The following is a 20,842-nucleotide window of genomic DNA, read 5'->3' on the forward strand; positions in this document are numbered from 1 at the left end:
ATTAATATTTTATTTAAACGGGTTAAAGTCCGCTTCTATTGATATGAGATCTGTATTATTTGTAAAATATATTCGTGTAAATTTGTATTTTGAAAATTAAAATTAGAAAAAATGAACTGTCCCTGTTGCTCAGGAAAAACCTACGAAGAATGTTGTAAACCTTATCATACGGGAGAAAAAAATGTACCAACAGCTGAGGCTTTGATGCGTTCAAGATTTTCGGCATTTGCCATTCCGAATGGAAAATATTTGATGGAAACAACATCTCCTGGCAAAAGACAATTTCATAATACAAAAGACTTGCAGGAATGGGGAGAGATTAATGAATGGACACAACTGGAGATTGTTGACAAACCTTCTATCAGCAAAGTTGAATTTAAAGCTTTTTATACTGACAAAGACGGTCAAAAGCAGATTCATCATGAATTATCAAAATTCAAAATGATACAAAACCGTTGGTTTTATGTAAGTGGAGAATTTTTAGAATAAAAAATGTCCGATAAAAAATCGGACATTTATATTATGTTTTAGTGAGCTTCTGTTCCGTCGACTCCGTGGGCGTGACCGTGTGACAATTCTTCTTCTGTCGCAGGACGTGTATTTAAAATTTCTACCTGGAAATCTAACACTTTCCCAGCCATTGGATGGTTAAGGTCTGCTACAACAAATTCTGGTGTTACCTCTACTACAAATGCCTGGAAATTATTCCCTTCATTATCAGATAATGGCAAAATAACTCCTACAGGAGGAATTCCAGCTTCTTTAAACATATCTATTGGCAATTGAGCAATAGCATCCGGTTGTTTTTCACCGTAAGCTTCTTCCGGCTGAATTACAAAAGCGGCTTTATCACCAGCTTTCAAACCAAGGATATTTTGTTCAAATTTAGGAATCATCATTCCCATACCGTATAAGAATGTAAGTGGATTTTCGTTTGTTGTTTCTTCTACAAGAATTTTATTTCCATCCTCTTCGATAGTGTGAAGTATATACTTTACAGCTACAACATGATTGTTTTCAATTGTCATATTTTTTCTTTTTTTTCGTGATTTTCTTTCACGATTAACGGCACAAATATACTATTTTTGAAATTATTGACCGAGGAAATACCTTTAAAGAAGAATCTCAAACATACTGTTTTTAGTTTTCACTTTTTGGTTCATTCTTTTTTTTCTGTCTTAATACATAAAGATACAGGCTTTCAACTTTAGCTCTTGCCCAATCTGTTTTTCTTAAAAACTTAAGAGAAGAACTGATGCTCGGATTATCTGTGAAACATTTGATATTGATCTGTTGTCCCAATTTCTCAAATCCGCCGTAATATTCTACCAGTTCTTCAAGAATAGCATCGAGTCTTTTCCCGTGTAAAGGATCTTTTGCTTTTTCGTGCATATTTTCTATTCTTAATTTTTATTATTTTTCAGAGTTTTCAACACTTCCGGCCATTTTTTTAACGTCTTTTTCTTTTATAATCACCAGATTATTAGTTTTATTGCTCCAGATGCTTACAAAATCTTTAGAAATCACAAAATAATCATTCCAATTTGTAAATTTATAGTAAAGCATTAATGTACAGATATCAGTGGGAGTTATCGCCTGCTGATTTTCCAAAACATGCGAATGAAGTCCGGAAATTGCATTTTCCAATTTTTCCTCTTTCATAGCCTGAACAATAATTCCTTTATGTAGCTTTTCTATATTTTTCACTTCATTTTTATCATTAAAACTAATGAGATAATCGTTCCCAAAAATAACGATATTATCCACCGAAGGACCTGTAACGGCATACACTTTCTTTACGTTGTTTTTATCAATGATAGGAATTAAATTAATACTTGTGTTATTGTACTCTTGAAAAATAGTATCAGTTTTCACTTTTTCGTTGGCATTCTGTCTGATCGTGAAGTAATCTAATTCTTTTGATGTAAAATCTCTTTCATTCATATCTATCTTTGCATCTCTCGGATTATAATTGGCAGGAAATGCAACTGTAGCTAAAACTTTACTGTTTTCAGAAAAGAAAATACATTTTGGGACTCCGCCATCAATGTAGGAAAAATATCCTTTTATGTTTTCCATCTTATCATAATTTGCTTTCAGAACATCAGTTCCGTACCAGCTCGCCATTTCACTTCGATACAATTCAATACCTTCTTCCTGTATTTCTTTTGCTGTTTTTTTTAAATCCTGAGCATTTATTATTGTTCCGATTAAAGCAAAGAAAACGACCCATAAATTTTTCATATCAAATTTGTTTCAACCAAAAGTAGCATTAATATTCTCAATATTCTTTAAACTTTTTATATTTAATTCAAGAAAAACCTCCGTTGAAAATTTCAACGGAGGTTTTATTTTATTAATTTTGAACAATAGGCTTTACTTTTTCACCAAACAATTCAATAGATTTCATCATCACGTCATGAGCAGGATCACCAACATCCATATGCCCGATAAATCTTGTAATTCCGAAAATTTCTTTCATGTACGCGATTTTATCTGCTACTTCAGCCGGACTTCCGATGAATAAAGCGCCATCTCTGTTTCTTCCTCCATCGTACTGCATTTTTGTGTAAGGTGCCCAACCTCTTGAAGCTCCGATTCTATCCATCTGCGATTTATAGTTATTAAAATATCCGTCTATAACATTTTGATCATCACTTACAAAAGTGTGCGAGTGAATTGCGACCTGCATTTTAGATACGTCATGACCTGCTTTTTGATATTCCTGTTTATAAAATTCGATTAAATTTTTAAACTGGATCGGCATTCCGCCAATAATAGCAACCACCAAAGGCATTCCCAATTGTGCAGCGCTTAAAACCGATTGTGGTGTTCCGCCAACAGCTCTCCAGATCGACAATTTGCCATCATTTTTTGCTCTTGGATAAACGGTTTGATTTTGCATCGGCGCACGAAGCTGTCCGGACCACGAAACGTTTTCTTCTGAATTTATTTTTAATAATAATTCTAATTTTTCATCAAAAAGCTGTTCGTAATCATTTAAAGAATACCCATACAAAGGAAAAGATTCTATAAAACTTCCTCTTCCTACGAATATTTCTGCTCTTCCATCTGATATTAAATCTAATGTTGAAAAGTCTTCATATACTTTTACAGGTTCGGATGAACTTAAAACCGTTACCCCACTCGCCAATTTGATATTTTTTGTGATACTTGCCGCCGCAGCCAAAACAATTTCAGGTGATGAAACCGCATAATCAGGACGATGATGCTCTCCCATTGCGAAAACATCAATTCCCACCTCATCCATTGCTTTTACCTGTTCAAGAATTTCACGGATCTTTACGCCTGCATCTCTATATTTTCCGGTTGTCTGGTCAAAAGATAAGTCGCCAAACATTCCTATTCCTAATTCCATATTTTTTGATTTTTAGATAGGACAAAATTACGGTTATCAATATTCAAAAACATTGATCGATGGTAAGAACGGTCATTGTTCTTTTGCCTTAAGAATTCGGTTTCCCAGATTATTTTTAAATATATTCAAACAAAAAATCCAGCCTCATCGGCTGGATTTAAATATTACTTTTTCAAATTCTGATCAAAATAATCTGTCACTTTCTGCATCAGATGCACTCTGTCTTTTCCGATCACATTGTGTGGATGTCCCGGATAAACGAAATAATCTAGCTGAACACCATTATCAACCGCAGATTTAATGAATTTGATAGAATGCTGCCAAACCACCACATCATCCTGCGCACCGTGGATCATCAATAATTTACCTTTTAAGTTCTGAACTTTATCCAATAAATTAGCCGCTGCATATCCTTGTGGATTTTCCTGTGGCGTATCCATATATCTTTCACCGTACATGATCTCGTACATGCTCCAGTCGATCACCGGACCTCCTGCAACACCTACTTTGAAAACTTCAGGATGACGAGTCATGAAACTTGTCGTCATAAATCCACCGAAGCTCCATCCATGAATCCCCAATCTTTCTGAATCAACATAAGGAAGAGATTTTAGATAATCTACCCCTTTCATCTGGTCATTCATCTCGGTTGTTCCCAAGTTTCTGAAAACTGCCTGTTCGAATTTCATTCCACGGTTAGCAGAACCTCTTCCGTCCATTGTGAAAATGATGTATCCGTTTTGAGCCATATACTCGTACCAAAGGTTTCCTGAGGCAGGGAAAGTATTCGTTATCAATTGTAAGTGCGGTCCGTTGTACAGATAAACAATTACAGGATATTTTTTGTTCGGATCAAAATTCGTTGGAAGGATGATTTTACCGTATAAAGGTGTACCGTCATCAGCTTTTAAGTTTACATTTTTAATTTCAGGTCTCTGATAATTTTTTAATGTATTTTCAGCTGTAAGAATATTGTCGGATTTTAATGTATTGGTATTGATGATATTCGCAACTTTTGGTGTGTTGGCATTGCTGTAAACATCATACAGATAATTTCCATCACTGCTTAAAACTCCTGTGTGAACGCCTTCCGCGTTGTCTAATCTCTGTAGCTTAAAGTTGGTCCAATTAATTCTGTATAAATGTTTTTCCAAAGGAGTTTCTTTCGTAGAAGTGAAATAAATTTCCTTTTTCTTTTCATTAAAACCTAAAATGTCCGTTACCAGCCAATCACCTTTTGTGATCTGAGCAACCAATCCTTTTTCCAAACTATAGTGGAATAAATGATTATATCCTGTTCTCTGACTCTGCCAGATGAAGTCTGTATTAGAATTCGGAAAGAAAGTTAGCGGATGTTGTGGTTCAACATATTTACTGTCTGATTCTTCAAATAAAGTTTTTACTAAATCTCCTGTAGCAGCATCATACTGATTCATTTTCATGTGATTCTGACCTCTGTTCAGAACGCCTATAAAAATATATTTTGAATCCGGGCTCCAGGTAATTGCTGTTAAATATTGATCTTTTTCACCTTCAACTTTCAGGAAAGTCGTTGATTGATTTTTAATATTATAAACCCCCAATGTAACTTCATGAGACTTTTGTCCCGCCATAGGATATTTGATGTTGTGATTTACAGCCGGAGTCACAGACCAATCGATCACAGGATAATCTGCAACCATCGTCTGATCCATTCTGTAGAATGCTACGCTTTCTGAATTTGGAGCCGGGAAAATTCCTGTATCGATACCGAATTCGTTTCTGTGAACATTGGCAGCACCGTTGAGAATATTTTCGTCAGAATCATTCGTTACTGCGATTACTTTTCCGTTTTTATTGACAAATAAATTATTCTTTACTGTGTAGGCAAAAGTCTGATTATCATTAAATACTTTTACATTCGCAGCATTTTCATCTAAAGATGTTGAGCTTTTTACTTTCCAGTCGCTTCCGGATTTATCAACCCAGATCATTTGACCGTTAGCATTGAAATATCCTTGGGATTTGCTGATAAATTTGATCTGCGGAACTGCTTTTAGTTTATTATCCGAAAAACTTCTGTTCAACTGCGTCAAAGAAACCAAAGTATCCTGTTTTGCGGTTTTTAGATCTGTGATCAAATATCCGCCTTTCACTGCCTGAATGTAAGATTTACCATCTCCAGACCATGAAAACTGCGAGATATTTTTCACCGCTAAGTTCGTTCTCAACCCGTTTACAGCCTCCGCCATCGTGAATTTCTGAGTCTGGGCAAAAACCGATCCGCCCAAAACTACCATCAATAAAGAAAATCTATGTAATTTCATTGTATAAAATTGAATCCATCAAAAATAAGAAATAAAAGTTAACCGTTAAGAAATGTTAAAGATTTAATAGTTTTTGGTTGATGGTTGTTAGTTTTTGGTTTTTTGCCACTTTGTCAGCAGAGGTTGTTCGGAGTTTTTGTCATTTAGAGCAGAACGAAGTGGAGCGTGGAATCTATATTTATTTTGTAATAATGATTGTTGAGATTACTACGAAATGACAAACTGCATGGTGATTTCTTATCAATATTTTGATGGTTTGAGATTGCTTCGTCGCTACGCTCCTCGCAAAGACAAATAGTAATGATGACGACCAATACCCTAGCCCCGATTGGAACGGCATCCTTTTTTGTTGCGGCCGGAGCGAAGCGGAGGCCGTAACAAAAAAGATATAGTGGAAAGCGGGAAATTGCTTCTAAAGAAAGAAGTTGGAAGATGGAGACAGGAAGTTATATTATTGAGTATAATAGATTTTTCCTTCGTCGAAATGACAAGTTGTAATGTTAATTTGAAGTTAAAATTGTTACGCTATTCATTTCTTATCTTACGTCAATGATTTGTACCTGTACCTTATCCTAAATTTGCAGTATAAATAACAATAAAAACATATTACAATGGCAACAAAATGGAACCTAGACCCAACGCATAGTGAAATTACTTTTAAAGTAAAACACATGATGATCTCTAACATTAAAGGTAACTTCACCAACTTCACTGCAGAAATTGATGCTGATGATGATACTTTCACGAACGCTAAAACGACTGCAACGATTCAGACTGATTCTGTTTCAACTCATAATGCAGACAGAGATAATCACCTTAAATCTGCAGAGTTTTTCAATGCAGAGGCTAATCCTACAATTACTTTCGATTCTCAGGCGTTGAATGGTGCTGTAACTGGAAATTTAACGATTAACGGTATTACAAAACCTATCACTCTTGAGGTAGATTTTAACGGAATCAATGTTGACCCATGGGGAAGTACTAAAGCAGGTTTCTCTTTTGAAGGAAAAATCAACAGAAAAGACTTCGGATTAAACTGGAATGCTGCTCTTGAAGCTGGCGGTGTAATGGTAAGCGAAGATGTAAAATTAGCAGGAGATTTACAGTTTGTAAAACAAGCATAATAAAACGGATTTTTGGGAGCCCAACGGGATAAATTAACCAAAAACATCCAAAAAAATTTAATCATAAAGGTTCAGGGATTTTCTAAAAACCTTGAACCTTTTTCTTTTTTAATATGACATTATGAACCTCAACGATCTACAAAACATCAGTGACAATTTTCAAAGTACACAAAGAATGCCTGTTTTATTTCTTGGGCACGGTTCGCCGATGAATGCTATTGAAGAAAATCAGTTTGTACAGGGTTTCAGAAAAGCGGCAACGGAAATTCCGAAACCGAATGCTATTTTGTGTATTTCTGCCCATTGGTTTACTCCGGGAACTTTTGTGACGGCAATGGATATGCCGAGAACGATTCACGACTTTGGAGGTTTTCCAAAAGCGTTGTTTGATGTAGAATATCCCGCCCTCGGAAGTCCTGAACTGGCGAAAGAAACAGCCGAACTTTTAGCTCCTATTTTGGTTGAACAAGATCATAATTGGGGACTGGATCATGGCGCATGGTCCGTGATCAAACATATGTATCCTGACGCGGATATTCCTGTGATTCAGTTGAGTATCGATTATACAAAACCTCCGCAATATCATTTTGATTTAGCAAAAAGATTAAATAAGCTTCGTGAAAAAGGAATTTTAATTATCGGAAGCGGAAATATTGTTCATAATTTAAGATTGATCGACTGGAAAAACATTGATACTGTTGGAGCCGGCTGGGACTGGGCGATCGAAGCAAGAGAGAAAACCAACAACTGGCTTGTGGATGGTAATTTTCAACCTATAATTGATTATCAGAAACAGGGAACATTTTTACAGTATGCTGTTCCGACTCCGGATCATTATTTACCATTAATCTATACTTTAGGATTGAAAGATAAGGCAGAAAATTTAGCTTTATTTAATGATGAACTAATTGGCGGTTCGCTGAGTATGACAAGCGTGAGAATCGGTTAAATTATTTTTTACTTATTGAATATTTAATAAAAACTTTTTTTATCACTATAAATATAGTAATATTGTTTTACCATGAAAAAAACGATATTACTATTTCTATTTTTACTACCTCTTTATAGTTCATTTGCCCAAATCATTAAAGGCACTGTTCTGAATGATGCCGAACAGAAAATTGCCAATGTCAATATTTATCTGGACGGAACAAAAATCGGCACTACTTCAAAAGAAGATGGTAGTTTTAGTCTTAGTTTAGTCTCACAAACCAGTGGAAGTCTTGTTTTCCAAAAGGAAAATTACGAAACTTTTACAACCAAGCTTTCCGAAGTTATTAATAAAACATTGAGAGTTGTTTTAATTAAGACCAATACGATCGAAGAGGTCAGAATTATTCCTTACACCGAAGAAGCCTACAAAAATTATATCTATTATTTTCTTGACACATTCATTGGTTCTGACAGAGAAAATGTGAGAATTAAAAATCAGCGGTCTTTAAAGTTTGCCTACGATAAGACGAATAAAATTCTTAAAGTAAAAGCCCCGCAGACTTTAATTATCGAAAATAAAAACTTAGGCTACGAAATACAATACAATCTCATCAATTATTCTGCAGATTTTGAGTCTAAAATGGTCAATTATACAGGAACAAGCTTTTTTAAAGAAACAAAAAGCTCAGATAAAGTGAAGCTTAACAGGATGAATGCTTTTGACGGAAGTCTACTCCATTTTTTTCGAAGCGTTTATAACAATAAGGTTTCCAAAGACGGATTTATTGTGAATAAAGTAGTAAAGTTTCCCAATCCGAAATATCCCACGGAAGAAGAATTAAACACGTTGAAGAATTTTTCGGAGATGATTAAAAATTCAAAAAATATGAATATTCCCGAAGATATCAATGATATTCTGAGACGAAAAAACAATGAAAAGCCTTACGCACTTGCGATTACAAAAACAAAAATTCCAGATTCCGATTATGTAAAAAGATCGGATAAAGAAGTTCTTTTTAGCTTTGCAGACATGCTTCAGGTTAATTATCCCAAATATTTTTTTGAACGAAAAGGAAAAGATTTTGTTAAAGCTACAGAACCTGTAACTTTATCTTCCTTTCTTCATCCCGAAGGTGAAACATTTGAAGTTTCAAAAGACGGAAACATCACTACTCCCGATCTGCTCATCACTGAAGGAGATTTTTCAAAAAATAAAATTGAAAATATGCTTCCTTTAGATTATCAGTTGGGAGATTAATTAATAAAAAATTTAACCACAAAAGTTGCGAAAGATCTTATTCAGGTAAATTCAAGTTGATCAAAAGTCTTCAAAACTTATTTGCTCTTAACTTACAGTGAATTCATAAACTTAAAAATAATTTAAGTCTAAATCTTTTGTGCCTTTTGTGGTTAAAATTAAATTTTCAGTTTAAATTTTACTGTACAGCCTGTAAAACATTAACATTTCCATATCCGTAATCCGAGTTCGGGCTTGGATAATACGTTGCAGACTGTCTCATTTTATTCAAGACCTGCTCTCTCGTCCATGATGGATTTTTAGACCAAACTAAAGCAGCAATTCCTGCTGTAGAAGCGGTTGCCACGGACGACCCGCCTACGTAATCGGTTTGTGCGTTATAATAACTTAGAACCGGAACACTGTTTCCTGAAGCTCTCTCCATTTGATAGGTAAAATCAATTTCAGCTCCTGAATGGCAAACATCACATTTTTGATTGGAAGTATTTTCTTTTACTCCCGTGATTGCTTGAGTTTCCGGCATCCAGGCAGGGAAAATAACCCCGACAAAAGTAGTGAAGCTTGTAGAAGTTCCGCCGGCACAGAAAATTAATTTTCCTTTAGAATAAGCATATTTTACTCCGTCTTCAATTTTACCTACAGAAAAAATATGTCCCATTGACATTGAAATGATCTTCACACTGTTATTATTAGCCAATTCTGTGAAAGCTATTTTCACTCCGTTTTGCTCGTGATAGCCATCCAAAACAACATTCGTTGCAGCTCGGTAAGCGATTAAATTGGCATTATAAGCTACTCCCACTGGTTGTCCTTGGTTATTTCGCGGAGCTGCCATTGCAGAAGCCATGCTTGTTCCGTGTCCACACTGATCATTTGGCCCGTCGTAACCCGTAGCCCATGGCCAGACAGAATCTACATGCACCCCAACTTTACTGATTGTTCTTCCGGATGATAATCCATTATTAAAACTGCTTCCCAACAGACTTTGTTCAGGAGAAACCCCGGAATCGATCAAGCCAATCGTCACTCCGGCTCCTGTACTGTAGCTCCAGGCATTGGTGATATTATGTTTGTAGAAAGACCACGGTGCTTTCGCGTTGGGAGTTACGGTTGTATAGTCGGCAGCATTTAAAGCCGTTGATTCAAATCCGCATCCTGAGCTGCCGCTTGATTTCGCGGTTCCGTTGAATTTACTTTCGTTTTCGAAATAATGATAATCTGCAGGCTCCAGATAACGAATGTTTTTCATTTTACGAAGAGCAATAACTGTTTCCTGTTTTTCAATAGCAACATCTATCTGATTGAGATATTTGTCAGCATTAAGTAAAATTCTGCTTTTTTCTTTTCCTTCATATTTCTCAATAAGAGCTAGAATTTCATTTTGAATTTGCTCATTGTTTGAAGACAAGCTTCGGTCAAAATCGTCTTTTGTAGAGCCAAAGCCAATTGAAGCTACTTTATTTCCTTGAAAAATAGCACTCCAAACAAGATGATCGGACGATTTTGTCCACGAAAAATTTCCGGTACTCTTAATAGATTCATTAATTTTACCGTTAATTTGTTTTGCATTGAGAGGATCTTTTTGAGCAACCTCAGTTTCGGTTACCTGATTCTGAAGTTCATCTCTGTTACATGAAACTGCCACAAAAAGCAGAAACATCACATAAAATACGTTTTTTTTCATATAAATTAATTTTTATTTGGCAATACAAGATATCACTTTATCTTGAATTACAGTTCTTTAAAAATTAATTTCACATGATTTTTACATTAATTTTAGTATGCTAAAAATAACATAAAGCTATGATTTACAATATTTTCTCATAGCAGACGCTTTTATCAATTCCGATGTATTGTCCATAATTCGGAATTCTTTGATAACCACTTTTTTCGTATACAGAAAGAGCTTCATTTTGCTCTAAAGAACTTTCCAGAACTGCTTTTTTGTAACCGATTTCCTTTGCCCAGTTTTCTAATTCTTTTACGATCGTTCCCGCTAAACCTCTTTTTCTAAAATCCGGATGGGTGTACATTCTTTTGATTTCAACCGTACCATCTTCAAATTTTTTGAAAGCGCCACAAGCTGCCGGATTGTTATCTACATAAATAACGATACAATTCTTGATCATATCAATTTTATTGAATTGATCATAGAATACATGGTCATCGCCGTTACGAATCGCCAAGTCTGCATCAAGAAGTTTTACCAGATTTTGAAAGTCTACATTTGAAGAATCTGTTTTTGTTATTGTCATCGTTTTGTTTTTACTTTTACAAAAATAATGTTTTTTATACTCTCACAGATTTACACAGATGTTTATGTTTTAGTTTCGTGTAATTATTTGTAAAATATTAGTGGAATTTGTCTTAAAATATTAGACAGACTTCTTTCATGTTATCAATAAAAATATGCATAAACATCTGTGTAAATCTGCGAGATCTGTGGGAAACAAAAAAGCTCCCTTTTTCAAGGAAGCCATTATATTATTTAGTGGGAGCCATTGGCGGTGGAGGAGATTGCAAATAACCCATTTTTTCCAGATCATTATTAATTGTTTGAGTAGCTTTCATACCCCAATTATTGGTTGATTCCTGAATTTCAGTTATCATCCCCGGTGAATTTTGAATAAGCTTTTTCCCCACTTCTGATTTATAAAAAATAAGTAATTGATCAATATCTTTTTCGTTAAACTTATTTGCATAAATATCAACTACTTTATTGATAAGTTCATCAATATTAACCTTCTGTTCAATAGATTTCCAAGCAGAATCCGGAACATGAGAATATTTTTTCTTGTAACTAAAAATAAATTCCTTTTCTGCTTCTTTTGAAATAGGAAAAACACCACTTAAAGAAATCAATTCTTTTACTTTATCTTGTTTAGTTTGTGAATATGCAAATACTCCAACCATAAACATCGCGAAACAAAAAGCTTTTTTCATCAGTAAACGAATATTAATTCACAACAAATTTTCTATCATTAATCAATTCAGCAATCGCTAGCATATCCTTTCCTATCAATCTGTCATCTTCAAGTTTAGCTACTTTAGAACGGATGATTGCAAAGTTTTCTTCAATGATTTTTGAACATTTTGCAGGTCTTCTGAACTCCAATCCTTGCGCTGCAAACATTAATTCAACAGATAAAATATTAACCAGATTTCCTAGAACCTGATTGAATTTTCTTCCCGAAATACTCCCCATCGAAACGTGATCTTCCTGCCCTAAACTTGTCGGAATTGAATCTGCAGAAGCCGGGAAACATAATGTTTTATTTTCTGTTACCAACGCCGCAGAAGTATATTGAGGAATCATGAAACCTGAATTTAAACCAGAGCTTTCCGTTAACAATCTTGGTAAACCGTATTTACCTTCCAATAATAAGTAACTTCTTCTGTCAGAAATATTTCCTAATTCTGCCGCAGCCAGTGTTGCATAATCTAAAGGCATTGCCATTAACTGTCCGTGGAAATTCCCTCCTGAAATAGATTCTTCAGCACTTAAAACAATCGGATTATCCGTTACAGAGTTTAATTCTGTATTCGCCATTAATTTAAGATGCTCAAAAGCATTTCTGCTCGCTCCGTGAACCTGAGGAACACATCTCATTGAATAAGGATCCTGTACTCTCTCACAATCTTCGTGAGCTTTCATATTTTCAGAACCTTTCAGAAATTTCACCATTCTGGCAGCTACTTTCTTGCTTCCTTCAAAAGGTCTGATGTCATGAAGTTCCTTTTTGAAAGGACTTTCGGAGCCTCTGTATGCTTCCAGACTCATTGCTGCAGTAAGATCAGCAAGATCCAACAGGTATTCGAATTTCTCTAACCCTTTGATAGCATGAGCCAAGATAAACTGTGTTCCGTTAATTAATCCTAATCCCTCTTTTGGACCTAAAGTTAAAGGTTCAAGGTTATGCTTTTCTAAAATTTCAGCAGTTTCAAAAATCTGATCTCCTTCCCAAACCTGTCCAAGTCCTAAAAGCGGCAAAACTAAGTGTGACAAAGGCGCCAAATCTCCCGAAGCTCCAACAGACCCCTGTTCGGGAACTACAGGAATGATATCTTTCTCCAACATCGTGATCAATCTCTCAATCACTTCCAAAGAAACTCCAGAAAAACCTTTTGATAATGCATGAACTTTAGCAATAATCATGATCTTTGAAAATTCTTTATCAATCGGCTTTCCAACACCTACTGCATGAGAAATGATTAAGTTATATTGTAATTGTGCTGTTTCGTCAGCAGAGATTTTTGTATCGCAAAGAGGTCCAAAACCTGTATTGATCCCATACACACATCTGTCGGACTCAACAATTTTCTGAACGTTTTTCTGTGATTTTAAAATTTGATCTTTTGAAGCTTTATTAAGTTTCGCTTTTTTTGGATTTTTACAGATTTCCAATACATCATGAAAACTGAAAACATCTATCCCGTATATCATTGTCTTAATTTTGCTTAAAATTACACTTTTAACGACAACTGTAAAAGTAAAATTTCGGGCAGTATTTATTTTTCAAAACAAGTGATTTATTTCATTACTTTTACGTCCTAAAATAAAAACAATAAACTATGAAATTTAAAGCTTTACTGCTTGCCTTCTGCTTTGTAAGTGTTGCATCTTTTGCCCAGGATAAGGTAAAATACTCAAAAGAAGACATCAAAAAAATGGAAATGTACCTTTTTAATGAAGGATTCAATACTCCATCTCCTAAGAAAACATCTACCGTAATTTTAAAGGACGGAACGACTTACAAAGGATTCTGTGGAAAAATTGATACTAAGAAAGGACAGATTTTTGAAGTTTCTATCAAAGACAGTATCTCAAAAAAGAGCACAACTTTCAATGCAGATCAAATTGACGAAATGTATGTTTATCCAAGCAACGCCGAAAAGTATGCAAAAGTGGCCAAGTACATGGGAAATATCAGAAATTTTGGAACAAAAAGCTTAAATAAAAATACTACAAATGAGCGTATTCATTTTGTAAATCAAACTGTTTCTCTTAAAAATAAGAAAGATGACAAAGAATTCTTAATGCAGGTGATCAATCCTGGATTCGACAATATAATTTCTGTCTATTACGATCCCAGAGCAAAAGAAACAAGTGGATTTTCTGTGATGGGCTCTCCTCAGTTGGGAGGTGGCGTTATTAAATCTTATTACGTTAAAAAAGGTGATAAAATAATGTGGCTTCACAAAGATGATTTTGAAGACAACTACGATTTCCTATTTGGAGATAATGCAGAATTCATGAAAAAATATCCTAAAAAATCTGTTGAATGGGATTATTTCAGCTTCCTTGTGAGTGAATATACTCAGATGACGAACGGATAATATATTCAATTATAAAATAAAAAAAGAGGCTGTCTCAAAAGAGGTCACTGAAAAACCCTCCATATTACGATAGCCCGACTTATTTGGGATGAAAATAAGAGCTTATTACAAGATTTAAAAATCTGTAATAAGCTTTTTTTTGGAAGTTATTTTTTTGGTTTTTTTAGTGGTTATTTTAGGCTTATTGCGAGTGATTTTGAAAATTGAGTTGTAGAGATTACTTTTCTCTACACTAATTTCAGGATTCTCTTCAGATTGACTGCAAAAATAGTCATTGCGCCCTGCATCTGCATATTTTCTATGCCGTAAGAAGTGGCTCTCTGGTAGCCGTACACATTTTTCAGCTCACTGTTTTTGGCTTCGATTTTATAGCGTTGTTTTGATTTTTCTTTGTAATAATCACTTTCCTGAAAAGACATTTGATCCTTATGTAATTCCGATTTGATGGAAACAGAATATGTTTTACTTTTTGCACCATCCTTATAGCAACCTTCTTTCAGTGGACAAACCCTGCACTTTTCAACATCAAAATAATACGTATCGACTTGATTTTCACCAATATTTTTCTTTCCCTGTCTGGCTTTGCGTATCGCCAAATGTCCTGCAGGGCAAACAAACCGGTCGGCATCTTTGTTGTAATCAAACTTGTCTTCGTCTTTTCTAAAACCTTGGGTAATGGAGGGATTCAGTCTGGCGATGATTTTAATATTTTGATCGTTTGCAATTTTCAGATTTTCTTTTCCGCTATAAGCCGCGTCACCAATAATGGCATCTACCTCCATCCCGTTATCCTGGCTCATTTGCAGTAATTTCGGCAATTCCGGACCGTCACCTTTTTCTCCCGAGGTTACCACCGCTGCCGTAATGATCCGTTCCTCGCTCATCGCAAGATGTGTTTTGTAGCCGAAAAATGAGCTGTCAGCAGATTTGTGACCCGTTTTGGCATCCATATCTTTAGAAAAAATCAATTCCTCACCCGTGTCTTCCACCAATTCTTTCAAAAGGTTTAGTTTCTCCTTTACCGAAGGGATTTCACTGATAGAGGGTTCGTTTTCAATTGTTTTTTCAAGTGCTTTGCAGTAATCCAATTCCTTAGTCAAATCATTATCCGTATTTTTTGAAGGCATCTTGGTTTTAAACGCTTCATCAAACTGATAAACGGTTTTCCGAAGCAGTTTCGAGCGTTCCCTCAATACTTCAATCGTGGAAAAAGGGTTGCTTCTCGACAAAGTGTGTGTGGCATCTACAATAACAGATTTGGATTTGATAATCCCTTTTTCAATCGCAATCGTTACGGTTTTACCGATCAAAAGACTCAGCAAATCGGTGTCTTTCAGACGCAGTTTTCTGAATTTTGTAAGCGAACTTGGATTAATAACGTCCTCTTCAGGTGTCATTTCCAAAAAATACTTAAACGACATATCGTAGCGCGAACGCTCGACCACATCCACATCAGAAACCGTGTAAATGCTTTTCAACAAAAGATATTTAAACATTCGGACAGGGCTTTCTGCATTGCACCCGTTATTTAAACAGTATTTGTTTAAAAGTTCTTCATAGATAAATGAAAAATTAATCAGTTCATTAATTTTCCTAAGAAGATTGTCTTTCGGAACAATCAAATCATACAACCCTGAATAGGAACTCAAATGAATTTTTTGCTGCTGTATTAACATCTTCTTTACTCTTGAAATGTAGTCTTAATGTACAAAAAAGGAGTCTTTTCAGGCTGCTTTTGCCACTTTCTTGAGATAGCAAATTTTCTTTGGGATTGTAATCTTTAAAGACTACTTTTGAAGTACTTAACATACAGCAAATTAATCAATTTGCCACAATTAGGAAAGCCAAAGCTTTCCTTTTTTTATGAAAAAAGGCCGCCTCACTTTTGAGACAGCCTCTTTTAATTTATCTAAATATTTTTATTTTTTCTCAATTTTGAAAGATCTTGTTTCTTTTTTATTTTTAGCTTTTAAAATATAAATACCGGTATTTACTCCCCGTAAATCTACAGTATCTGTATTTTCTACACTTAGAATCATTCTTCCGCTTAGATCATACACGACCAGTTCATCCATCTTTTCTGAGATTTTTATATAATCGTTGGTAGGATTAGGATAGACTGAAATACCTTTCATATTACCTAATATATTATTAACAGACAATACGTTAGCAGGAATCTGAAATTTAAAAAACCATACATCAGTAACACGATTAGTTGGATTATGCTCATCATTCCAAAAACCAATAACTTTCCCATCATTCGTGATCGACGAAATGGTGTTTTTTGAATTTGCAAACTGACCAAGTTTTAATTGATGATTGCTCATAACAGTTGTACCGATGCCATTTATAAAAGATAATGTAAAAATATTGTTTCCTGTACTTATAGGCGATGTTGTAATTACGATACCATTAAGTACAAAATTCCCGTTTGGTAATTTCTTTACCGCATATGGACGAGAAGACATTTCAGTATATTTTAGTGTATTTCCAGCATTATCCATTTTAATCATCCACGGTACGAGATATCCTGAGCTTGAAGTAGTTCCCAAAAAAAGAGGATTATTATCACTTGTTTCTTCAGTAAAAAATACTTGATTGAATTGCGCGAGTACAGAATAATTTTTTTTCCATAAAATAGTTCCTGATCCTGAAAGTTTAACAAATAAAGCATCATAATAAGTAGTAAGAATAGTACCATCTGGAGCAACCTGATTGATACTTTCTCTTCCACCTATAAAATATCCATCATTAACAACTTTTACATCATTAATGAAATTAGGTTTTTGAATATCTGATGATTCTATTTTAGAATTAATAAGTATATTTCCATCAATATCAAGTTTAAATAAGAAACCTTTATTAACATTCGGAACTGTATTGGCAGAATAATCTCCATTTGCAGAAACTGAGTTTACAAGCAATAGAAAATTGCTATTATCTATTTTCTTTAGTGTAGTTGATGTTTCATCCAACGATCCTTCTAACGCTTTTTTCCATACAATATTTCCTGCCTCATCAAGTCTGATGATCCAAACATCTTTCCCCGTAGAAGTTGCATGTGTGAAATCGAAATCATTAGAATTGGTATTAACTGTCAATATATACCCGTTTGTTATCGGGATTATTCTTGCGCCAGATTCATCTCCCGAACCAGCAATAGGTAAATTCCAGACAGGATTACCGCTGACATCTAGCTTTGTAACCCATAAATCATTATTCCCGCGGTTGATCATGAAAGAATTAGTTGTAGACTTCGATTGAGATACTAAGATCATACCTCCGTCATTTGAATTTATTATATCTAACGGAACATCGTCGTTATTTCCTCCAATATTTTTTTTCCATAAATAGTTTCCGTTGGTATCTATTTTTGTTAAGAAAATATCTTTTAATCCATAATTAACAGCTATATCAACATCATTACTAAGTGTACTTCCTGTAAAAACGTAATTACCATCCGGACTGTCTACATGTTTAACATACTCTTCGACTTTAGTTCCACCAAAAGTTTTTTCCCATTCTAAGGTTTGAGTTTTAAAGAAAACAAATGAAAGCAAAGTGATTATTAACAAGAAATTCCTTTTCATAGTAGAATATTTAGTTTTAACAAAAATACTGATTTTTAATATTAAAAAATGTTAGTACTATTAATTTTACGCTATAGATTAATAAAATGTAAAAAAGATCATTTAGAATTCATAAAAAGTTAGAAAGTGTATTTTTACATTTAAATTAATCATCATGAAACTTTACATCAACACAATACTGGTATTCAGTCTATTATTCTGGGGAGCTTTGGGACGAGTTTTCAAAGGCTGTTCGAAAGCGGATGATGTGGCTCATGCAGGTAGTTATGTAAAAAATCTTGATCATATTCCCTATCAGACCAATTATAAAACGATGGGGAGATATCTTACGGCTGAGGCTGTCATCAAAGATCCAATTTTACTTAAAAGAAATCTGGAAGCCACCGAAATTGTGGATACCAGAGTTATTAATGATTTGAAAATTAAAGATCCATCCATAAAAAATCAGGTTGACAATATTGATAAAAAATTTCTTCCTTCCGAAAGAATAGCTGAATATCAAAAAATTATTGAAAAACATGCTAAAAGTATTAATTTTCAAGATTATAAAAAGCTGTTTAAAGTTATAAAGCTGGCTTCCAAAATGAAAAAATTCTACACTTTGGATGGTAATGTGAAAGATGATAATAAGGAAGTACAAGAAAACTATTCCTATTCGAAAAACGACTTTAATATTCATGTTCCGAAAGGTTTTTATGAAATAACTTCACTTCAAAATCCTATCATTGATAAAATTTGGATGAGCGACAATGCTATGATCACCGTTTATTCTTTTGAAAAAAATGACAAAAAATCTTTAGAAGAATGGAAAAATTTCAAAGGTGAAAACCGTAAAATTCTACAGTTATTTGAAAGTGATGAAAGGCTGATCAACCATTCAGTATTTTCTGAGGGTGAAAAAGTTTATGGTTCATTAAAAATTTTTAAAAAAGGAAATAAGATTTTATTCGTAGAAGTAAGCTTTGACAACCATTTATCTTATATCGACGGACGTAAAGATCTGCTATCTAAAATTTAAAATAGGTTAAAAAAATATTAGTAACAACAGATAAAAGCAAAATTCCGTAATTTTGTTATATGAATCCTTCTTTAGAATTACAACTCAAAACTTTACCTTCCGAACCCGGCGTTTATCGTTATTATGATAAAAATGAGCATTTATTGTATGTCGGAAAGGCTAAAAATTTAAAGAAAAGGGTTCTCTCCTATTTCAACAAAAACCTTCCGGGTTACAGAACAAGAATAATGGTTGGAAAGATCCAGCGATTAGAAACAACCATTGTAAATAGCGAATACGACGCACTTTTATTGGAAAATAATCTGATAAAAGAACATCAGCCGTTTTACAATGTCATGTTGAAGGATGATAAAACCTACCCTTGGATCTGCATTAAAAATGAAAATTTCCCCAGAATATTTTTAACGAGAACAAAGATCAAAGACGATTCAGAATATTACGGACCCTATGCAAAAGTTCGTCCTGCAAAGATTTTACTGGAAACCATTAAACATATTTACAAACTCAGAACCTGTAATTTAAATTTAGCTCCATCTAAAATTGCAGAAGGAAAATACAAAGTCTGCCTTGAATATCACATCAAAAATTGCGAAGGACCTTGTGAAGATCTGGAAAGCAAGGAAGATTATGATGAAAAAATAGATGCCATCCGCGGAATTGTAAAAGGAGATTTCCGAAAAGCAAAAGAATATCTGGTTAATCAGATGGTAAAATATGCTGAAAACCTACAATTTGAACAAGCTCAACTTATTAAAGAAAAAATAGATATTCTTGAAGATTATCAGTCAAGAAATACAGTTGTCAACCCCAATATTGACGATGTTGATGTGTTTGGAATGACGAGTGATGAAACGGCTGCTTATGTGAATTTCTTTAAGATTAGAAACGGAAATATCATCCAAAGTTTCACGACAGAAATTAAGAAAATTCTTGAAGAATCGGACGAGGATATTATGGAAGAAGCTTTGATTGAAATTCGTCAGAAATTCGATTCAGATTCAAAAGAAGTTCTGCTACCTTTCCATTTATCTGTTGAGATTCCGAACGTGAAGCTGATCGTACCTAAGATGGGCGATAAAAAACGAATCGTTGAACTTTCCGAGAAAAATGCCAAAGAATATCGTTTAGAAAAACTAAAGCAGGTTCAGATTATAGATCCGGAAAGACATGCCAACCGAATCATGGCAGAAATGCAAAAACTGCTGAGAATGCCCGTTGAGCCAAGACATATTGAAGGTTTTGACAACTCGAATATTCAGGGAACCAATCCGGTTTCTGCCTGTGTTGTTTTTAAAGACGGAAAACCAAACAAAGCAGACTATAGAATTTTCCATCCAAAAACAGTGGAAGGAGCCAATGACTTTGCGACGATGGAAGAAGTAATTTACCGTCGATACAAAAGATTGTTGGACGAAGGCGATGCTTTACCACAATTAATTTTAATCGATGGAGGAAAAGGACAGCTCTCTTCTGCAGTAAAAAGTTTAAGATTATTAGGACTTTACGGAAAAATCACCATTGTCGGAATTGCCAAAAGATTGGAGGAAATCTTCTTCCCCGAAGACCCGATTCCTTTATATCTTGATAAAAAATCTGAAACGCTTAAAATCCTTCAGAGAGTTCGAGATGAAGCACACCGTTTTGGGGTAAAACATCACAGAACCAGAAGAACAAATTCTACCATAAAATCTGAACTGGAAGAAATTCCGGGAGTCGGAGAAAAGACAATTGAGTTACTTTTATCTAAATTAAAGTCGGTAAAACGTATAAAAGAGTCCAATTTAGAAACTCTGGAAGAAATTCTTGGAAAAAGTAAGGCGAAAGTAATTTGGGAATTTTTCAATTCATAAAAAACAAAAAAGCTCTTGAATCAAGAGCTTTTTTTATATTATCTTTT

At 34.4% G+C, this 20,842-nt stretch carries 18 protein-coding genes; 7 read left to right on the forward strand and 11 right to left on the reverse strand.

Annotated features, from left to right (window positions below; all coding sequences use genetic code 11):
* Nucleotides 1-111 precede the first annotated feature (111 nt).
* Entirely contained in the window at nucleotides 112-489 is a 378-nt protein-coding gene (locus BT156_RS16685) for a YchJ family protein (RefSeq protein ID WP_072411763.1), read from the forward strand.
* A gap of 38 nt (nucleotides 490-527) precedes the next feature.
* Here the strand turns inward: BT156_RS16685 and BT156_RS16690 are convergent, their stop codons facing one another.
* From BT156_RS16690 to BT156_RS16710, 5 genes are all read right to left on the reverse strand, one after another.
* On the reverse strand, nucleotides 528-1,028 hold the full coding sequence (locus BT156_RS16690; RefSeq protein WP_072411764.1) for an FKBP-type peptidyl-prolyl cis-trans isomerase: 501 nt from the start codon (nucleotides 1,026-1,028) through the stop codon (nucleotides 528-530).
* A gap of 112 nt (nucleotides 1,029-1,140) precedes the next feature.
* Complete coding sequence (locus BT156_RS16695) at nucleotides 1,141-1,392, reverse strand: VF530 family protein (protein ID WP_072411766.1); 252 nt, start codon at nucleotides 1,390-1,392, stop codon at nucleotides 1,141-1,143.
* Between the two features lie 21 nt (nucleotides 1,393-1,413).
* Nucleotides 1,414-2,244, reverse strand: a complete 831-nt coding sequence (locus BT156_RS16700; protein WP_072411768.1) for a hypothetical protein — start codon at nucleotides 2,242-2,244, stop codon at nucleotides 1,414-1,416.
* A gap of 112 nt (nucleotides 2,245-2,356) precedes the next feature.
* Nucleotides 2,357-3,379: an LLM class flavin-dependent oxidoreductase gene (locus BT156_RS16705; protein ID WP_072411770.1), complete on the reverse strand. Its 1,023-nt coding sequence runs from the start codon at nucleotides 3,377-3,379 to the stop codon at nucleotides 2,357-2,359.
* Nucleotides 3,380-3,543: 164 nt separating this feature from the next.
* Nucleotides 3,544-5,685, reverse strand: coding sequence for a S9 family peptidase (locus BT156_RS16710; RefSeq protein ID WP_072411772.1), 2,142 nt, complete (start codon nucleotides 5,683-5,685; stop codon nucleotides 3,544-3,546).
* Nucleotides 5,686-6,296: 611 nt separating this feature from the next.
* Between BT156_RS16710 and BT156_RS16715 the strand changes: the two genes are divergently transcribed.
* The 3 genes from BT156_RS16715 to BT156_RS16725 all read left to right on the forward strand — a co-directional run bounded on the left by BT156_RS16715 (nucleotide 6,297) and on the right by BT156_RS16725 (nucleotide 9,000).
* Entirely contained in the window at nucleotides 6,297-6,809 is a 513-nt protein-coding gene (locus tag BT156_RS16715) for a YceI family protein (protein WP_072411774.1), read from the forward strand.
* Between the two features lie 121 nt (nucleotides 6,810-6,930).
* A complete protein-coding gene (gene ygiD, locus BT156_RS16720) occupies nucleotides 6,931-7,758 on the forward strand; it encodes a 4,5-DOPA-extradiol-dioxygenase (protein WP_072411776.1) in 828 nt (275 codons plus the stop codon).
* A 72-nt stretch (nucleotides 7,759-7,830) separates the two neighbouring features.
* On the forward strand, nucleotides 7,831-9,000 hold the full coding sequence (locus BT156_RS16725) for a carboxypeptidase-like regulatory domain-containing protein (protein ID WP_072411778.1): 1,170 nt from the start codon (nucleotides 7,831-7,833) through the stop codon (nucleotides 8,998-9,000).
* Between the two features lie 178 nt (nucleotides 9,001-9,178).
* Here the strand turns inward: BT156_RS16725 and BT156_RS16730 are convergent, their stop codons facing one another.
* From BT156_RS16730 to hutH, 4 genes are all read right to left on the reverse strand, one after another.
* A complete protein-coding gene (locus tag BT156_RS16730; protein ID WP_072411780.1) occupies nucleotides 9,179-10,684 on the reverse strand; it encodes a S8 family peptidase in 1,506 nt (501 codons plus the stop codon).
* A gap of 124 nt (nucleotides 10,685-10,808) precedes the next feature.
* A complete protein-coding gene (locus tag BT156_RS16735; protein WP_072411782.1) occupies nucleotides 10,809-11,255 on the reverse strand; it encodes a GNAT family N-acetyltransferase in 447 nt (148 codons plus the stop codon).
* Nucleotides 11,256-11,484: 229 nt separating this feature from the next.
* Nucleotides 11,485-11,943 (reverse strand): DUF2059 domain-containing protein, encoded by a 459-nt coding sequence (locus BT156_RS16740; protein WP_072411784.1) that lies wholly within the window; start codon nucleotides 11,941-11,943, stop codon nucleotides 11,485-11,487.
* A 13-nt stretch (nucleotides 11,944-11,956) separates the two neighbouring features.
* Nucleotides 11,957-13,444, reverse strand: a complete 1,488-nt coding sequence (gene hutH, locus BT156_RS16745) for a histidine ammonia-lyase (RefSeq protein ID WP_072411786.1) — start codon at nucleotides 13,442-13,444, stop codon at nucleotides 11,957-11,959.
* 128 nt (nucleotides 13,445-13,572) lie between these two features.
* On the opposite strand from hutH, the gene BT156_RS16750 reads away from it, so the two are divergent.
* Nucleotides 13,573-14,337: a hypothetical protein gene (locus BT156_RS16750; protein WP_072411788.1), complete on the forward strand. Its 765-nt coding sequence runs from the start codon at nucleotides 13,573-13,575 to the stop codon at nucleotides 14,335-14,337.
* A 227-nt stretch (nucleotides 14,338-14,564) separates the two neighbouring features.
* Here BT156_RS16750 and BT156_RS16755 read toward each other — a convergent pair whose 3' ends face one another.
* Both BT156_RS16755 and BT156_RS16760 read right to left on the reverse strand, forming a co-directional pair.
* Nucleotides 14,565-16,013, reverse strand: coding sequence for an IS1182 family transposase (locus tag BT156_RS16755; RefSeq protein ID WP_072411790.1), 1,449 nt, complete (start codon nucleotides 16,011-16,013; stop codon nucleotides 14,565-14,567).
* Nucleotides 16,014-16,256: 243 nt separating this feature from the next.
* On the reverse strand, nucleotides 16,257-17,927 hold the full coding sequence (locus BT156_RS16760) for a T9SS type A sorting domain-containing protein (protein WP_072411792.1): 1,671 nt from the start codon (nucleotides 17,925-17,927) through the stop codon (nucleotides 16,257-16,259).
* A 154-nt stretch (nucleotides 17,928-18,081) separates the two neighbouring features.
* Between BT156_RS16760 and BT156_RS16765 the strand changes: the two genes are divergently transcribed.
* Both BT156_RS16765 and uvrC read left to right on the forward strand, forming a co-directional pair.
* Nucleotides 18,082-18,945, forward strand: a complete 864-nt coding sequence (locus BT156_RS16765) for a hypothetical protein (protein WP_072411794.1) — start codon at nucleotides 18,082-18,084, stop codon at nucleotides 18,943-18,945.
* A 59-nt stretch (nucleotides 18,946-19,004) separates the two neighbouring features.
* Nucleotides 19,005-20,795, forward strand: coding sequence for an excinuclease ABC subunit UvrC (gene uvrC, locus BT156_RS16770; RefSeq protein ID WP_072411796.1), 1,791 nt, complete (start codon nucleotides 19,005-19,007; stop codon nucleotides 20,793-20,795).
* The last annotated feature ends 47 nt before the right edge of the window (nucleotides 20,796-20,842 follow it).

It is taken from the genome of Chryseobacterium limigenitum, from assembly GCF_900114875.1.
Lineage (GTDB): Bacteria > Bacteroidota > Bacteroidia > Flavobacteriales > Weeksellaceae > Chryseobacterium > Chryseobacterium limigenitum.

Bases quoted from the DNA above. Each gene is read 5' to 3' on its own strand.
- BT156_RS16685 (WP_072411763.1), top strand. From the start codon at position 112: ATGAACTGTCCCTGTTGCTCAGGAAAAACCTACGAAGAATGTTGTAAA.
- BT156_RS16690 (WP_072411764.1), bottom strand. From the start codon at position 1,028: ATGACAATTGAAAACAATCATGTTGTAGCTGTAAAGTATATACTTCAC.
- BT156_RS16695 (WP_072411766.1), bottom strand. From the start codon at position 1,392: ATGCACGAAAAAGCAAAAGATCCTTTACACGGGAAAAGACTCGATGCT.
- BT156_RS16700 (WP_072411768.1), bottom strand. From the start codon at position 2,244: ATGAAAAATTTATGGGTCGTTTTCTTTGCTTTAATCGGAACAATAATA.
- BT156_RS16705 (WP_072411770.1), bottom strand. From the start codon at position 3,379: ATGGAATTAGGAATAGGAATGTTTGGCGACTTATCTTTTGACCAGACA.
- BT156_RS16710 (WP_072411772.1), bottom strand. From the start codon at position 5,685: ATGAAATTACATAGATTTTCTTTATTGATGGTAGTTTTGGGCGGATCG.
- BT156_RS16715 (WP_072411774.1), top strand. From the start codon at position 6,297: ATGGCAACAAAATGGAACCTAGACCCAACGCATAGTGAAATTACTTTT.
- ygiD (WP_072411776.1), top strand. From the start codon at position 6,931: ATGAACCTCAACGATCTACAAAACATCAGTGACAATTTTCAAAGTACA.
- BT156_RS16725 (WP_072411778.1), top strand. From the start codon at position 7,831: ATGAAAAAAACGATATTACTATTTCTATTTTTACTACCTCTTTATAGT.
- BT156_RS16730 (WP_072411780.1), bottom strand. From the start codon at position 10,684: ATGAAAAAAAACGTATTTTATGTGATGTTTCTGCTTTTTGTGGCAGTT.
- BT156_RS16735 (WP_072411782.1), bottom strand. From the start codon at position 11,255: ATGACAATAACAAAAACAGATTCTTCAAATGTAGACTTTCAAAATCTG.
- BT156_RS16740 (WP_072411784.1), bottom strand. From the start codon at position 11,943: ATGAAAAAAGCTTTTTGTTTCGCGATGTTTATGGTTGGAGTATTTGCA.
- hutH (WP_072411786.1), bottom strand. From the start codon at position 13,444: ATGATATACGGGATAGATGTTTTCAGTTTTCATGATGTATTGGAAATC.
- BT156_RS16750 (WP_072411788.1), top strand. From the start codon at position 13,573: ATGAAATTTAAAGCTTTACTGCTTGCCTTCTGCTTTGTAAGTGTTGCA.
- BT156_RS16755 (WP_072411790.1), bottom strand. From the start codon at position 16,013: ATGTTAATACAGCAGCAAAAAATTCATTTGAGTTCCTATTCAGGGTTG.
- BT156_RS16760 (WP_072411792.1), bottom strand. From the start codon at position 17,927: ATGAAAAGGAATTTCTTGTTAATAATCACTTTGCTTTCATTTGTTTTC.
- BT156_RS16765 (WP_072411794.1), top strand. From the start codon at position 18,082: ATGAAACTTTACATCAACACAATACTGGTATTCAGTCTATTATTCTGG.
- uvrC (WP_072411796.1), top strand. From the start codon at position 19,005: ATGAATCCTTCTTTAGAATTACAACTCAAAACTTTACCTTCCGAACCC.